Raw genomic sequence first — 15,352 nt, 5'->3', positions numbered from 1 at the left:
CCGGTCATGGATGATAGCAACCGGCCCCACGGATTTACCACGCGGATGGAGTCGCGCAGCCTCGGCTCCGCGATCCGCGGGCAGGAGATCATGGCCGGACGGCTTGGTCCGACCGGCGGGGATCCGGCCGGCGATCCCTTCGCCGAACCGGCGCGCGACGCCCATCATGCGGCGGAACTGCACGGGTTCGGCTGGCTGGACGATCTGGCCGCTGTCGGGCAGCCAAGGGCGCGTGAGCTGGCGCAGGGCTGGGTGCTCGGCTGGATTGCGGCCCATCCAACCCCGCCGCAGGAGCCGGATGGCGCTGTCTGGCGGGCCGATACGTGCGGTCGGCGTGTGCTGCGCTGGATCTTTCACGCCGGGCAGATCCTGCCCGGACTGGATCGCGCCGCCGCGCAGCCGGTGTTCGACAGCCTTCACGCGCAACTCGCCTTCCTGGCGCGGGTCGAGGCCCCTGCGGGCCGGGCGCGGATCGAGGCGCTGAGCGCACAGGCGATCGCGGCGATGCGGCTCCGCGGCGCGGAGGCGGCGGTGGCCCCCGCCCTTGACCGGCTGTCAGGCGACGCGGCAAGCAGCATCGCGGGCCCCGTGATGCGCAGCCGGTGCCCGGAGGAGCTGTCGGCCTGTCTGACGCTGCTCGGCTGGGTGAAGGATGCGGCCGGGGACACCGGCCACGACCTGCCCGCAGAGATCTCTCGGATGATCGAGGAGATCGCCCCGATGCTGCGGGCGCTGCGTCATGCCGATGGCGGTCTGCCGCGGTTTCATGGCGGCGGGCGGGGCGTGGCGGGCAGGCTGGATTACGGGCTGCGCGCCGCCACCGGCCCGGCCGCGACGGCAACCGGGCAGATCATGGGATTCGCGCGGCTGGCGCGGGCGCGGGCGACGGTCATGCTGGACGCCGCGCCACCCCCCGCCGGGCCCGCCGCGACCCACGCCCATGCCTCGACACTGGGTATGGAGTTCACCTCGGCCCGGCACCCGGTGGTGATCAGTTGCGGACCCGGCCGGATGTTCGGGCCGGACTGGGCGCGCGCCAGCCGTGCGACGGCCTGCCATTCGACGCTGTGCCTGTCGGGGCAAAGCTCTGCCAGGCTTCTGCCCCCCGACAGCGCGGGAAATGAGCGTCTGACCCTGCTGCCACAGCGGGTCTGGGCCGGTGCCTGCGACGAAGAGGGCAATCTGCTGCCGCCCGACACCCCGCCGCCGCGCCTGCCGCAGACGGTCCTGGCCGGCCACGACGGCTGGCAGGGCAGTCACGGGCTGAGCCATCTGCGCGAGCTTGTCCTGTCACCCGATGGCGACGCGCTGCGGGGCGAGGATATGCTGGCCGCCCTGGACGAGAAGTCGCGGGCGATCCTGGACCGCATCCTTGCCGCGCAGGGCGGCGTCGGCTTCGAGATCCGCTTTCATCTGCATCCCGATGTGACGGTAAGAACGGAGGGCGACGCGGTGACGCTGCATCTGCCCGGCGAGACCTGGTGTTTCCGCCATGACGGCGTGGCCGCGTTGCGGCTGGAGCCCACCGCCTATCTGGAGGCCGGTCAGCCGGAGCCGCTGGCGGCGACCCAGATCGTGCTGGGGCACAGCCTGACCGAACCGGCAGTCCAGATCGGCTGGACCTTCATCCGCGCAGGCGCTAGCTAGGCGGCAATTCCCGAACCGCGACGACTCAGGACAAAATGCCGCAAGAAATCATCCCGTTGAAACGTGCCCTGATCTCGGTCTCCGACAAGACCGGGCTGGTCGAGTTCGCCCGCGCGCTCGACGCCGAAGGGGTCGAGATCCTGTCGACCGGCGGCACGGCGAAGGCGCTGCGTGAGGCCGGGCTGGCGGTGTCGGACGTGGCGGATGTGACCGGCTTCCCGGAGATGATGGACGGCAGGGTCAAGACGCTGCATCCGGCCGTGCATGGCGGATTGCTGGCGCTGCGCGACGATGCGGCGCATCAGAAGGCCGCGGAGGATCACGGAATCGGCATGATCGATCTGCTGGTGGTCAATCTCTACCCGTTCGAGGAGACGGTGGCGCGCGGCGGCGATTATGCCGACTGCGTGGAGAATATCGACATTGGCGGCCCGGCGATGATCCGCGCGGCGGCCAAGAACCACGCCTATGTGGGGGTGGTGGTCGATGTGCAGGATTACGACGAGGTGCTGGATCAGCTTCGCGCGTCGGGTGGGCTGGACCTGGCCACGCGGCAGCGCCTGGCGCAGACCGCCTATGCCCGCACCGCGGCCTATGATGCGGCGGTGTCGAACTGGATGGCCGGCGCGATCGGGGTGGAGACGCCGCGCCGCCGCGCCTTCGCGGGCACCCTGGCGCAGGGGCTTCGCTATGGCGAAAACCCGCATCAGCGCGCGGCCTTCTACACCACCGGAGAGGCACGGCCGGGCGTGGCCACGGCGCGGCAATGGCAGGGCAAGGAGCTGTCCTATAACAACATCAACGACACCGATGCGGCCTTCGAGCTGGTGGCGGAGTTCGACCCGGCGGACGGTCCCGCCTGCGCGATCATCAAGCACGCCAATCCCTGCGGTGTGGCGCGTGCGGATACGGCGGCCGAGGCCTATCGCCGTGCCTTCGACTGCGACCGCACATCGGCCTTCGGCGGGATCATCGCGCTGAACCAGACGCTGGATGGCGAGACCGCGCGCGCCATCACCGAGATCTTCACCGAGGTCGTCATCGCCCCCGACGCCACCGACGAAGCGCGCGAGGTGTTTGCAGGTCGCAAGAATCTGCGGCTTCTGACCACCGGCGGCCTGCCCGACCCGGCCGCTGGCGGCACCGCGTTCCGGCAGGTGGCGGGGGGCTTCCTCGTGCAATCGCGCGACAATGGGCGCGTGGCACCGCCGGAGCTGAAGGTGGTCACGAAGCGCCAGCCGAGCGAGGCCGAACTGGCCGATCTGATGTTCGCCTGGTCGGTGGCCAAGCATGTGAAATCGAACGCCATCGTGTACGCCAAGGATCTGGCCACGGTCGGCATCGGGGCCGGGCAGATGAGCCGGATCGATTCCACCCGGATCGGGCGCAGCAAGGCGCAGGACATGGCCGAGGCGCTGTCGCTGCCGCTGCCGCTGACCTCCGGTGCGGCGGTGGCCTCGGATGCGTTCTTTCCCTTTGCCGACGGGGTCGAGGCCCTGGCCGATGCCGGGGCCGAGGCGGTGATCCAGCCCGGCGGCTCGGTCCGCGACGCCGAGGTGATCGCGGCGGCGGATGCGCGCGGCATCACCATGGTCTTCACCGGCCAGCGTCATTTCCGGCACTGATGTCGGGCGAGTCCAAAAAGACAGCGGTCCCGCAGAAGGCCAGGACCGGATCCGATGCCGGGAAGGGCGCGGCCAAGCCGCGCCGCAAGAAGGCATCCGCACCACCGCCGCCGGAGCCAAATTCGCTGCACACCCTGGCATGGGTGGCGGCGGCGATCATTCTGATCGACCAGATCAGCAAATACTATGTCGTCCATGTGCTCCGGCTGGACCGGCTGCGTGAGATCGACGTGTTGCCGCCCTGGATCAATCTGCGCATGGCGTGGAACCAGGGGGTGAATTTCGGACTTTTCAGCTCCTCAAACGACCCGATGCGATGGGTGCTGATCGCCATCGCCATCGCCGTGTGCCTGTGGGTGATCATCTGGGTGCGCCGCACCCGGCCGGGCCGCTTCACCCAGCTGGCCGCGGGGCTGTTGATCGGCGGGGCGATCGGGAACGTGATCGACCGGCTGCTCTACGGGGCAGTGGCCGATTTCCTGAACATGTCGCTGCCCAACTGGCGCAACCCCTACAGCTTCAACGTCGCCGATATCGCGATCTTCGCAGGCGCGTTCGGGCTGATCCTGCAACCGCCCCAGTCCAATCGGCCGGGCGCGGACAAGACCCGTGACGCGCCTGCCAAATAAGGCTAGAAGTGCTGCAATGAGAAACGGGGGACCGGAATGCGGCTAATCTGGGCACTGATCGGGGCGGGGGCTTTGGCCTCATGTTCCAGCGATCCGCAGCTCCATAACCTGACGGCCGGGCAGGACACGCCGGACGAGTTCTCCATCGTGCCCACGCGGCCCCTGTCCATGCCACCGGATCTGAACCAGCTTCCGCAGCCGACACCGGGCGGTGCCAATATCACCGATCCGAACCCGAAAGGCGACGCGGTGGCGGCTCTTGGCGGCAATCCGGAGCGTTTGGCCCCGACCGGGATCGGTGCGGCGGACGGTGCGCTCGTGACCTACGCCTCGCGGCTTGGCGTGACCGCGGGGATCCGTCAGCAGCTCGCGCAGGAAGACCTCGCCTGGCGGTCGAATCACTCGCGCCGCCTGCTGGAGAACCTGGCGCGCACGGATGTCTATTACCGCGCCTATGAGCCAATGACGCTGGATAGCTGGGCCGAGCAGGATCGCTGGCAGCGCGCCGGCGCCCGCACCCCGTCCGCGCCGCCGCTGCTGGAAGAGTGATCCCGCGTCCGCGCGTCTGCCGCCGCTCGGCGGGAGCGGTCACCCGGACGTGATTTGTCCGCCCGGATCCGCAGCGCCATTTTCGCGCTGCCTCAGCCCCCGCGAAAGGAGCGACGATGCGCGCATTTTTCCTGGCCGCACTCATGGCCACGCCGGCCTTTGCCGAGATGCCCCCCGGTGTCAGCCATTTCACGCTGGATAACGGCCTCGAAGCCGTGGTGATCGAGGATCATCGCGCCCCGGTCGTCGTGCAGATGCTCTGGTACAAGATCGGTTCGGCAGATGAGGTGCCGGGCAAGACCGGCCTCGCGCATTATCTCGAGCATCTGATGTTCAAGGGCACGGAGCAGGTCGAACCGGGCGAGTTCTCGCGCACGGTGACGGCCAATGGCGGGCGGGACAACGCGTTCACCAGCTATGACTTCACCACCTATTTCCAGCGGATCGCCTCGGACCGGCTGCCGATGATCATGGAGATGGAGGCCGACCGGATGGAGAATCTGCGCATCGGCGAGGAGGACTGGCAGGCGGAGCGTCAGGTGGTGCTGGAAGAACGCGCGCAGCGCACCGACAGCGACCCCTCGGCCCTGTTCGCAGAAGAACGCAGCGCGGCGCAGTATCTGAACCATCCCTACGGCCGCCCGGTGATCGGCTGGCGGGCCGAGATGACGGATCTGACGCGGTCTGACGCGCTTGACTGGTATGACCGCTATTACGCGCCGAACAATGCGATCCTGGTGCTGGCGGGCGACGTGACGCCTGAGCGCGCGCGCGAACTGGCCGAGGAATATTACGGACCCATCCCGGCCAAGGAGGGGGTGGACCGTGCCGCGCGCCCGCAGGAGCCGACGCAGCGCGCGCCCCGCCGGATGGAGATGCGCGATCCCCGTGTCCCGCAACCCTCCATGGTCCGCACCGTGCTGGTGCCGGAGCGCAACCCGGGCGATCAGGACATGGCCGCGGCGCTGAGCGTGCTGGCCGAGTTGCTGGGCGGATCGCCGCAGACCTCTGTTCTGGGTCGCGAACTGGTGCTGACCGGGCAGGCGCTATATGCCGGGGCAGGGTATGAGGGCCTCGCCGTCGATCCGACCAATTTCTACATCTCGATGGCGCCGGTCGATGGGCAGTCGCCGCAGGAGGCCGAGGCGGCCCTGGACGCGGTTCTGGCGCGGTTTCTGGAAGAAGGCCCGGACCCCGAGCAGCTTGAGCGGGTCAAGACCACGATCCGCGCCGCGAAGATCTATGAACAGGATTCCGCGCATGGGCGGGCCTATCAATATGGTCAGGGTCTCGCCACGACGCTGAGCATCGAGGATGTGAATGCCTGGCCCGATCTGCTGGCCGATGTGACGGAGGCGGATGTGATGGAAGCGGCCGATCTGGTGCTGAACAGCACGGCCAGCGTGACCGGCTGGCTGCTGCCGGAGGAGGCGGACGACGCGCAATCATCTGCCGTCGATCCGCCGGTCGCAAAGCCGGATGACATCGCCCCGTCTGCCGACGGCGCCGGCGAAGCCGCGTCCGGCGCGGACGCAGGCCGGGCCGACGGGCAGCCGGACAACGCGGAGAGCGAGACGGAGGCGGGAGAATGACGATCATGCGGAAGGTCTTTTTCGCCGCGGTGCTGTGCGCCGCGCCCCTCGCCACCGCCGCGCCGGCACGCGCCATCGAGATCCAGGAGGTGACCTCCCCTGGCGGTCTCACGGCCTGGCTGGTCGAGGATGACAGCATCCCCTTCGCGGCGGTCGATTTCGCCTTTCGGGGCGGCGCCAGCCTCGATCCGCCCGGCAAGCGCGGGGCGATCAACCTGATGACGCACACGCTCGAGGAAGGCGCGGCAGAGATGGACGCGACCGAATTTGCCGCCGCGGTCGAGGAGCTTGGGGCGGGCATCAGCTTCGATGTTGGCGACGACGCGCTGACCGTCTCGACCCGGTTCCTGACCCAGAACCGCGACGCGACGGCGGAGCTGCTGTCCGACGCGCTGAGCGCGCCGCGTTTCGACGAGGACGCGGTGGCGCGGGTGAAGGGGCAGGTGATGGCGATCATCCGCTCCGAGGACACCGATCCGCAGACCATCGCGCGCAAGGCCGCGGCAGAGGCGGCCTTCGGGGCGCATCCCTATGGCAGTTCGATCAACGGCACGGCGGAATCGGTGGCGCCGCTGGGACCGCAGGATATGGTGGAGGCGCTGAACCGGGTGGTGGCGCGCGACCGCGTCGTGATCGGTGCGGCGGGCGATATCAGTCCCGAAGAGCTTGGCCAACTGATCGACGAGGTGCTGGGCGGCATTCCCGAAACCGGCACCGCGCCGCTGCCGTCGGAGGCCGAGTTCCTGGCCGAGGGCGGCGAACAGGTGATCGACTGGAACAGCCCGCAGACCGTCGTGGGCTTCGTGCAGCCTGCCCCGGAGATGGACGATCCGGATTATTTCGCGGCCTATGTCGCCAATCACATCCTCGGCGGCGGCGGGTTCTCGTCGCGGCTGATGGAGGAGATCCGCGAGGAGCGCGGCCTGACCTATGGCGTCTATACCTCGCTGGTGAACGGCGCCTATGCCCCGACCTGGCAGGGCGGCATGTCGAGTTCCAACGCCTCGGTCGAAGAGGCGGTGGATCTGGTCCGGCAGGAATGGGCGCGCATGGCAGACGGGGTGAGCGATCGGGAACTTGCCGATGCCAAGACCTATCTGACCGGCGAATATCCGCTTCGCTGGGACGGCAACGCCAAGATCTCGTCAATCCTGACCGGGATGCAACTCATGGGATTGCCGATCGACTATCCCGACCGGCGCAATGATCTGGTCGAGGCGGTCACATCGGATGACGTCGCCCGCGTCGCGCAGCAGTGGCTTGACCCGGAGGAGTTGTTCTTCGTTCTCGTGGGCCGGCCCGAAGGGGTTGATGAGGCATCACGGCCGACGGACTGAAGGCAAGAAAGACGCCGCGCAGCCCGGCCGGGCTGCGCGGCGGCCTCGTATCGTTTCAATTGATTTATTCGACCCGGACCGCGCCCGAGCCACCGAGCGCCGCACCGGCCACCGCGCCCGCCGGACCGCCGACAACGGCACCCGTCGCCGCGCCGGTGGTGGCGCGTGTGGCGGCGTTTTCGCCGCAGGCGGCGACTGCGAGAACCGATCCGCAGATCACGAGGGCTGCAATTCTTTTCATCTCAACTCTCCCTAATTAGGACGGAAGTCATTCCGCTGGATCATTAACGCCCGGCGACACAGGCCGGTTTCCCTGCCAGCCGGTTTGAGCCGGAGAATCATTTCCCGCGCCGTTCAGATTTGCTAGATATTGCGTTATGAACGCTCAGCACCCCCATATCCGCCCGGTAATCCGGCAGCTCGATGACAGCGTCGCCAACCGGATCGCCGCGGGCGAGGTGGTCGAGCGTCCGGCCTCGGCGGTCAAGGAATTGGTCGAGAACGCCATCGACGCAGGCGCAGGGCGCATCGATGTGACCATCTCGCAGGGCGGCAAGGCGCTGATCCGCGTGTCCGATGACGGCTGTGGCATGTCGGCCGAGGATTTGCCGCTGGCCATGTCGCGCCACGCCACCTCCAAGATCGATGGCAGCGATCTTCTGGCGATTCGCAGCTTCGGTTTTCGCGGTGAGGCGCTGCCATCGCTTGGCGCGGTCGGGCGGCTGACCATTACCTCTCGTGCCGAGGCCGACGGCGCGGAAATCCGCGTGACCGGCGGCCGGATCGAGCCGGTCCGGCCGGCAGCGTCCAATCGCGGCACCACGGTCGAGCTGCGCGACCTGTTCTTTGCCACCCCGGCGCGGCTGAAATTCCTGCGCAGCGAGCGGGCGGAAACCCAGGCGATCGCGGAAGTGGTGCGCCGCCTGGCGATGGCGGAACCCTCGATTTCCTTCACCCTGTCGGAGGAGGACCGGGTGATTCTGCGCGCCGATGCGGAGCAGGGCGATCTGTTCGACGCGCTGCATGCGCGCCTTAGCCGGATCATGGGGCGCGATTTCATCGACAACGCGGTTCGGATCGAGGCAGAGCGCGACGGGGTTCGGCTGTCCGGCTTCGCTGCGCTGCCCACCTATTCCCGCGGCGCGGCGGTGGCGCAGCATCTGTTCGTCAACACCCGCCCGGTGCGCGACAAGCTGCTGACCGGGGCGCTGCGGGCCGGTTATTTCGATGTCCTGCCCTCTGGTCGGCATCCGGCGGCCGCGCTGTTCATTGATTGCGATCCGCAGCTTGTGGATGTGAATGTCCATCCGGCCAAGGCGGAGGTGCGGTTTCGTGATCCCGCCGCGGTGCGCGGTCTCGTGGTCGCGACGCTGCGCCATCGGCTGGCCGGCGAATCGCGGCGCGCCTCTGACACGGTCGGCGCGGCCACGCTGGCGGCGTTCCGGGCCGATCCGGTATCGGATCAGCCGCCGGTCGCGCGGTATCAGATGGAGTATCGCCCGACCTCTCCGTCTCGCGCCGCCATCCGGGCCGCCCATGACGCACAGGCCCCGGCCTTCGACGGGTTCGCCGACGCGCCCTCCGCGCGGTTCGAGGAGATCGGCGAGGGTGACGGTCCGGTGGATGCCCCGCTCGGCGCGGCGCGGGCGCAGATCCATGAGAACTACATCGTCGCGCAGACCGCCGACGGGATGATCCTTGTCGATCAGCACGCCGCCCATGAACGGCTTGTGTATGAGCGGCTGAAGCGGCTGGCAGCGGAGAACGGCATTGCCGCGCAGGCCTTGCTGATCCCCGAGATCGTGGAATTGCCCGAGGATGACGCCGCGCGCATTCTCTCGATTCGCGACGCGCTTGCGGATCTGGGCCTGACGGTCGAGCCCTTCGGCGGCGGCGCGATTGCCGTCCGCGAGATCCCGGCCCTGTTCGGGCGGCTCGACGCGACGGCGCTGATTCGTGACATTGCCGATGATCTGGCCGATCAGGGGTCGTCCGACCGGCTGCAGGCGCGGGTCGATGCGGTGCTCTCCTCGATGGCGTGCCACGGATCGGTCCGGTCGGGCCGACGCATGACCGCGGCCGAGATGAACGCGCTTCTGCGCGAAATGGAGCAGACGCCGCGCTCCGGGCAGTGCAATCACGGTCGGCCGACCTGGGTGCGGCTGTCCTTGTCCGATATCGAGCGGCTCTTCGGTCGCAAGGATTGACGCGGTCCGCGGAATGGCGCGACACTGACCCCGCGGAGGGACGGACATGCTAGAGATCACCGCCGACAAGCTCGCCTTCATCATCATTCGCGCCCGCGAATATGACAGCGGCATCAACGCCTGGGCGCATAGCGGGCAGCGCAAGGGCACCGGCGTGCGCAGCGAGCTGCACGAGTTCATCGCCAATCTGAACGAGGACGAGCAGGCGGCGCTGACCGCGATCATGTGGATCGGCCGCGACAGCTTCGACGCGAGCGAGCTGGACGAGGCCATGGCCACCGCCCGGACAAAGCAGACCGCGCCCACGGAGGATTACCTGATGGGCGAGCCTCGCCTGGCCGATCTGCTGGAAGCGGGGATGGAGGCGCTCGGGATCTCGCCGGAATATGAAGAAGATGATCTGCAACATCAGGTCTGAGCCGCAAGGGGCGCTGCCGTGACCCTGCTGTTCGCCGATCCGAGCGCGCTGTCGCATGCGTCGCCGCCGGGTCACCCCGAGCAGGTCGCGCGCTATGACGCGGTGATTGAGGCCCTGGCGGATCTGGATCTGGACCGCAGGGAGGCACCGCTGGCGACGGATGCGTCCCTGCTGCTCTGCCATCCGCAGCGTTACCTGGACCGGATCGCCTCGGCCGTGCCGGATGCGGGCTGCGCGATGCTGGACGCCGACACCTATCTGTCACCCGGCTCGCTGGAGCCCGCGCGGCGGGCTGCGGGTGGCGCGGTGGCGGCGGTGGATGCGGTGCTGGACGGATCTGACGACACTGCATTCGTTGCCATGCGCCCGCCCGGCCACCATGCCGAGGCCGAGACGCCGATGGGGTTCTGCATCTTCGGCAATGCGGCGATCGCCGCGAAGCACGCGCTGCATAAGCGTGGCCTGTCCCGCGTGGCGGTGCTGGATTTCGACGTGCATCACGGCAACGGCACGCAGGCGCTGCTCTGGGACGAGCCGGGCGTGATCTTCGCCTCCAGCCATCAGATGCCGCTCTGGCCCGGCACCGGCGCGGCGCAGGAGACCGGGGCGCACGGGCAGATCATCAATGCGCCCCTGCCGCCGGGATCGGACGGGTCCACGGCGCGAGCGGCCTGGGATGAAATTCTCGGCCGTGTCGCCGCCTTCGGGCCGGAGCTGGTCATCATCTCCGCCGGGTTCGATGCCCACACGGACGATCCGCTGGCCGGATTGAACTGGCAGACGCAGGATTTTGCCGCGCTGACCGGCGCCATTCTGTACAGGGCGCGAAACAGCGATGCAAAGGTGGTCTCTTGCCTCGAAGGGGGCTACAACCTTGCGGCGCTCGGGGCTTCGGTGCGGGCGCATGTGGACACACTGATGAGGCGCGCCGGATGAGTGAAATCGCGGATATGTCCTTCGAGGACGCGATGAAGGAACTGGAACAGGTCGTGTCGCGGCTGGAAAGCGGCAATGCGACGCTGGAGGATTCGATCAAGCTGTATGAGCGCGGGGCGGCGCTGCGCGCCCATTGCGAGGCAAGGCTGCGCGCGGCCGAGGAGCGGGTCGAGAAGATCACCCTGGCGCAGGGACAACCCACCGGCACGACCAAGGCCGAGGGGCTCTGATGTCTGACAGGCTGGAGGCGGTAAAGCAGCAGGTGGAATCTGCGCTCGATTCCGCCATGTCGGCGCTGCCTGGCGGCGAGCTGTCCGACGCGATGCGCTATGCCTGCGTGGGCGGCAAGAAGCTGCGGGCGTTCCTGGTGATGGAATCGGCGCGGCTGCACGACGTGCCGGAGGCGGCGGCGCTGCCGGTTGCTGCCGCGGTGGAGGCGCTGCATGCCTATAGCCTGGTCCATGACGATCTGCCGGCGATGGATGACGACGATCTGCGGCGCGGCATGCCGACCGTGCATGTCCAGTGGTCCGAGGCCACCGCGATCCTGGCCGGTGACGCGCTGCAGAGCCTGGCCTTTGCGCTGCTGTCCGATCCGGTCATCGGGGCGGCCGAAACCCGGATGCGGCTGATCGCGCGCTTTGCCGACGCTGTCGGGGCGCGCGGCATGGTGAATGGCCAGATGCTTGATATCGCGGCCGAACAGGCAACCACGCCGCTGGATCTCGACGGCATCAAGCGGATGCAGGCCGCCAAGACCGGGGCGCTGATCATCTTCGCCGCCGAGGCCGGCGCGCTGATCGCGAATGCGGATCCTGCCGCGCTGCGCGACTATGCCGACAATCTCGGCCTGGCCTTCCAGATCCATGACGACGTGCTGGATGTGACCGGCGACGAAGAGACCATCGGAAAGCGTGTCGGCAAGGATGCCCGGGCCGGAAAAGCCACCTTTGTTTCGCTGATGGGGCTGGACGGGGCGCGGTCGCACGCCGCCGAGTTGACCGAGCGGGCGATTGCCGCCCTCTCACCATATGGTGAGCAGGCGGATAACTTGCGCGATTTGGCGCGTTTCGTTATCGACCGCCAAAGCTGAAGCCCCGGAAAGGGCCGCCACAGATGAGCCAAGACCGCCCCAAGACACCCGTGCTCGACCGGGTCAATCTGCCGTCCGACATGAAGGCGCTGAACGACAGGGAACTGTCCCAGCTCGCCGCAGAACTGCGCGCCGAAACGATCAGCGCGGTCAGCGAGACCGGCGGTCATCTGGGTGCCGGGCTGGGCGTGGTGGAACTGACCGTGGCGCTGCACGCGGTGTTTGACGCGCCGCGCGACAAGATCATCTGGGATGTCGGCCATCAATGCTACCCCCACAAGATCCTGACGGGACGCCGCGACCGGATCCGCACGCTGCGCGCGGCGGGCGGGCTGTCGGGCTTCACCAAGCGGTCCGAAAGCCCCTATGACCCGTTCGGGGCCGGCCACAGCTCCACCTCGATCAGTGCCGCGCTCGGCTTCGCCATGGCGCGCGAGCTGGGCGGCGATCCGGGCGATGCGGTGGCGGTGATCGGGGACGGCGCGATGTCGGCGGGGATGGCCTTCGAGGCGCTGAACAATGCCGGGCACCTGGGAAAGCGGCTGTTCGTGATCCTGAATGACAACGAGATGTCCATCGCCCCGCCCACCGGCGCATTGTCCAGCTATCTCACGCGGCTTTACACCGAAGGCCCGTTCCATGAGCTGAAATCCATTGCCAAGGGCGCGGTCGGCTTCCTGCCCGAGCCGTTGCAGGAGGGTGCGCGCCGGGCCAAGGAGATGCTCAAGGGCATGGCGATTGGCGGCACCATGTTCGAGGAGCTCGGGTTTTCCTATATCGGCCCGGTGGACGGGCATGATCTGGACCAGCTTCTGGCGCTGCTGCGTACGCTCAAGTCGCGGGCGACCGGGCCGGTGCTGATCCATGCGATCACCCGCAAGGGCAAGGGGTACGCCCCGGCCGAGGACGCGGCGGATCGCGGCCATGCGCGCGCCAAGTTCGACGTGCTGACCGGAGAGCAGGCCAAGGCCAAGTCGAACGCCCCCAGCTATACCAGCGTGTTTGCCCGCTCGCTCACGAGGATGGCGGAATCCGATGATCGCATCGTCGCGGTGACCGCCGCCATGCCGGACGGCACCGGGCTGAACCTGTTTGCCGAGCGGTTCCCGCGCCGCTGCTTCGATGTGGGGATTGCCGAGCAACACGCGGTGACCTTCTCGGCAGGTCTGGCGGCGGGCGGGCTTCGGCCGTTCTGCGCCATCTATTCGACCTTCCTGCAGCGCGGCTATGATCAGGTCGTCCATGACGTCGCGATCCAGCGTTTGCCGGTGCGCTTTGCCATCGACCGCGCCGGGCTTGTCGGCGCGGATGGCGCGACCCATGCCGGTGCGTTCGACATTGGTTTCCTGTCCAGCCTGCCCGGCATGGTAGTGATGGCGGCCGCCGACGAGGCCGAGCTGGTCCATATGGTCGCCACCGCCGCCGCCCATGATGATGGCCCCATCGCCTTCCGCTTCCCGCGCGGAGAGGGCACCGGCGTCGAGATGCCGGAGCGCGGCCGCCCGCTGGAGATCGGCAAGGGCCGCGTGGTCGCCGAGGGCGGACGGGTGGCGATCCTGTCCTTCGGCACGCGGCTCTCCGAGGTGATGGCCGCGCGCGAGGCGCTCATGGCGCGCGGCATCACGCCGACCGTGGCGGATGCGCGCTTCTCCAAGCCGCTCGACCGGGACCTGATCCTGCGTCTCGCCGCCGGACACGAGGCGCTCATCACCATCGAGGAGGGTGCAATCGGCGGATTCGGCAGCCATGTCGCGCAGCTTCTGGCCGAGGAAGCGGTGTTTGATCGCGGGCTGAAATTCCGCTCCATGGTGCTGCCGGACACATTCATCGACCAGAACAGCCCGGCGGCGATGTATGCCGATGCCGCGATGAACGCGCCCGATATCGAGGCGAAGGTGCTGGAGGTGCTGGGCATCGCGCGGATGACCGCGCGGGCCTAGCGTGGCGATAGGGGACGGGCCCACCGCATGACACGTCACACACACCCGGACGCCCACCCCGACGATCCGCATTACGTCTCCCGCTCGGGCTGGCTGCGCGCGGCGGTGCTGGGGGCGAATGACGGGATCGTCTCGGTCGCCTCGCTTCTGGTCGGCGTCGCGGCGTCTGGCGCGGGACATGCGGAGATCATGCTGGCCGGGCTGGCCGGCCTGTCCGCCGGGGCGCTGTCGATGGCGGCGGGTGAATATGTTTCCGTCTCCAGCCAGTCGGATATCGAACGGGCCGACATCCTGCGCGAGACCCAGGCGCTTGACGAGAACCCGCATGTGGAGTTGGAAGAGCTTGCCGCGATCTACGAACAGCGCGGGCTGGCACCGGACACCGCGCTGCTGGTTGCAACCGAGTTGACCGAGCATGACGCGCTCGGTGCGCATATCCGCGACGAGTTAGGCCTCTCCGATGTCCATGCGGCCAACCCGATCCAGGCGGCGGTGACGTCGGCGCTGACCTTTCTGCTGGCCGGTGCGGTGCCGCTGACCGGCGCCGCGCTGTCGCAGGGCAGCAGCCTGATCCCCGTGGTCTGGATCGCCACGCTGATCGCGCTGGCGACGCTTGGGGCAATTGGGGCGCGGACCGGTGGCGCGCCGATAGGCAAGGCGGTGCTGCGTGTGCTATTCTGGGGGAGCTTCGCAATGGCCGTGACCGCGCTGATCGGGCGCGTCTTCGGCGTAACCATGGGATAGGGCCGATGCTGAAGGCTGTGCTGCTGTGCCTGCTGACCGCCGTCGCGTTACCCGCCTGGGCCACGCAGGAATATATCCTGCCGACACTCTTCGATGTGCATGGGGTGGCTGCGGATGACGTGCTGAACATCCGCGAGCGTCCCGATGCGGGATCGCCGATCATCGGCAGCCTCGCCCCCGACGCCACGGGGATCGAGATCATCGAGACCGAAGGCAATTGGGGCCTGCTCAACACGAATGAGCGGACCGGCTGGGTCTCGATGCGCTATCTGCGCTATCGCACCGATGTCTGGCAGGATGATGCCGTGCCGGCCGGGCTGCGCTGCGGCGGCAACGAGCCGTTCTGGATGATCGAGCCGCGCGATGGCGGTCTGATGTGGTGGACCCCCGAAGGCGAGATGTTTTATGACGATCTGACCGTGCTGGATACGGGCGTGTTCCGCAGCCCGCGCCGTGCGTTGCTGGCCTCGGGACCGGAGGGCAGGCTGACCGCCTCGATCACCAATGCCGCCTGCAATGATGGCATGTCGGACATGCGCTACGGGCTGGACGCGATAGTTGTCCGCGATGGCGAAACGCCGCGCCTGTCGACCGGATGTTGCTGGATCGCGCGGCCCGCCGGCCCCTGATCCGCG

At 68.1% G+C, this 15,352-nt stretch carries 15 protein-coding genes; 14 read left to right on the top strand and 1 reads right to left on the bottom strand.

What is annotated here, in order from left to right:
- Nucleotides 1-6: 6 nt before the first annotated feature.
- From BLT73_RS06515 to BLT73_RS06490, 6 genes are all read left to right on the top strand, one after another.
- Nucleotides 7-1,647, top strand: a complete 1,641-nt coding sequence (locus tag BLT73_RS06515; RefSeq protein WP_090522039.1) for a heparinase II/III family protein — start codon at nt 7-9, stop codon at nt 1,645-1,647.
- Between the two features lie 35 nt (nt 1,648-1,682).
- Nucleotides 1,683-3,272, top strand: a complete 1,590-nt coding sequence (gene purH, locus BLT73_RS06510) for a bifunctional phosphoribosylaminoimidazolecarboxamide formyltransferase/IMP cyclohydrolase (protein ID WP_090522037.1) — start codon at nt 1,683-1,685, stop codon at nt 3,270-3,272.
- On the top strand, nt 3,272-3,901 hold the full coding sequence (lspA, locus tag BLT73_RS06505; RefSeq protein WP_090522035.1) for a signal peptidase II: 630 nt from the start codon (nt 3,272-3,274) through the stop codon (nt 3,899-3,901). Before purH ends, lspA begins: the two co-directional genes overlap by 1 nt.
- 36 nt (nt 3,902-3,937) lie before the next feature.
- Entirely contained in the window at nt 3,938-4,450 is a 513-nt protein-coding gene (locus BLT73_RS06500) for a DUF3035 domain-containing protein (protein WP_090522033.1), read from the top strand.
- A gap of 116 nt (nt 4,451-4,566) precedes the next feature.
- Nucleotides 4,567-6,042: a M16 family metallopeptidase gene (locus BLT73_RS06495; RefSeq protein WP_090522031.1), complete on the top strand. Its 1,476-nt coding sequence runs from the start codon at nt 4,567-4,569 to the stop codon at nt 6,040-6,042.
- 5 nt (nt 6,043-6,047) lie between these two features.
- Nucleotides 6,048-7,379, top strand: coding sequence for a M16 family metallopeptidase (locus BLT73_RS06490; protein WP_090522029.1), 1,332 nt, complete (start codon nt 6,048-6,050; stop codon nt 7,377-7,379).
- 64 nt (nt 7,380-7,443) lie between these two features.
- Here BLT73_RS06490 and BLT73_RS17255 read toward each other — a convergent pair whose 3' ends face one another.
- Complete coding sequence (locus BLT73_RS17255) at nt 7,444-7,620, bottom strand: hypothetical protein (RefSeq protein WP_176804975.1); 177 nt, start codon at nt 7,618-7,620, stop codon at nt 7,444-7,446.
- Between the two features lie 136 nt (nt 7,621-7,756).
- Here BLT73_RS17255 and mutL point away from each other — a divergent pair, with 136 nt between their 5' ends.
- From mutL to BLT73_RS06450, 8 genes are read left to right on the top strand one after another with little or no spacing between them, the layout of a single operon-like run.
- Entirely contained in the window at nt 7,757-9,586 is a 1,830-nt protein-coding gene (gene mutL / locus BLT73_RS06485) for a DNA mismatch repair endonuclease MutL (RefSeq protein ID WP_090522027.1), read from the top strand.
- A 46-nt stretch (nt 9,587-9,632) separates the two neighbouring features.
- Nucleotides 9,633-10,004, top strand: coding sequence for a DUF3775 domain-containing protein (locus BLT73_RS06480; protein WP_090522025.1), 372 nt, complete (start codon nt 9,633-9,635; stop codon nt 10,002-10,004).
- Between the two features lie 18 nt (nt 10,005-10,022).
- Complete coding sequence (locus BLT73_RS06475) at nt 10,023-10,940, top strand: histone deacetylase family protein (RefSeq protein WP_090522023.1); 918 nt, start codon at nt 10,023-10,025, stop codon at nt 10,938-10,940.
- Nucleotides 10,937-11,170, top strand: a complete 234-nt coding sequence (locus BLT73_RS06470; protein WP_090522021.1) for an exodeoxyribonuclease VII small subunit — start codon at nt 10,937-10,939, stop codon at nt 11,168-11,170. The genes BLT73_RS06475 and BLT73_RS06470 overlap by 4 nt, the downstream gene beginning before the upstream one ends.
- On the top strand, nt 11,170-12,033 hold the full coding sequence (locus BLT73_RS06465) for a polyprenyl synthetase family protein (protein ID WP_090522019.1): 864 nt from the start codon (nt 11,170-11,172) through the stop codon (nt 12,031-12,033). Before BLT73_RS06470 ends, BLT73_RS06465 begins: the two co-directional genes overlap by 1 nt.
- A gap of 23 nt (nt 12,034-12,056) precedes the next feature.
- Nucleotides 12,057-13,973: a 1-deoxy-D-xylulose-5-phosphate synthase gene (dxs, locus tag BLT73_RS06460; protein WP_090522017.1), complete on the top strand. Its 1,917-nt coding sequence runs from the start codon at nt 12,057-12,059 to the stop codon at nt 13,971-13,973.
- A 27-nt stretch (nt 13,974-14,000) separates the two neighbouring features.
- Nucleotides 14,001-14,717, top strand: coding sequence for a VIT1/CCC1 transporter family protein (locus tag BLT73_RS06455; RefSeq protein WP_090522015.1), 717 nt, complete (start codon nt 14,001-14,003; stop codon nt 14,715-14,717).
- 5 nt (nt 14,718-14,722) lie between these two features.
- Entirely contained in the window at nt 14,723-15,346 is a 624-nt protein-coding gene (locus tag BLT73_RS06450; protein ID WP_090522013.1) for a COG3650 family protein, read from the top strand.
- Nucleotides 15,347-15,352 lie beyond the last annotated feature (6 nt).

The organism is Paracoccus isoporae (genome assembly GCF_900101865.1).
Lineage (GTDB): Bacteria > Pseudomonadota > Alphaproteobacteria > Rhodobacterales > Rhodobacteraceae > Paracoccus > Paracoccus isoporae.
This window is presented reverse-complemented; position numbering and strand designations above follow the sequence as displayed.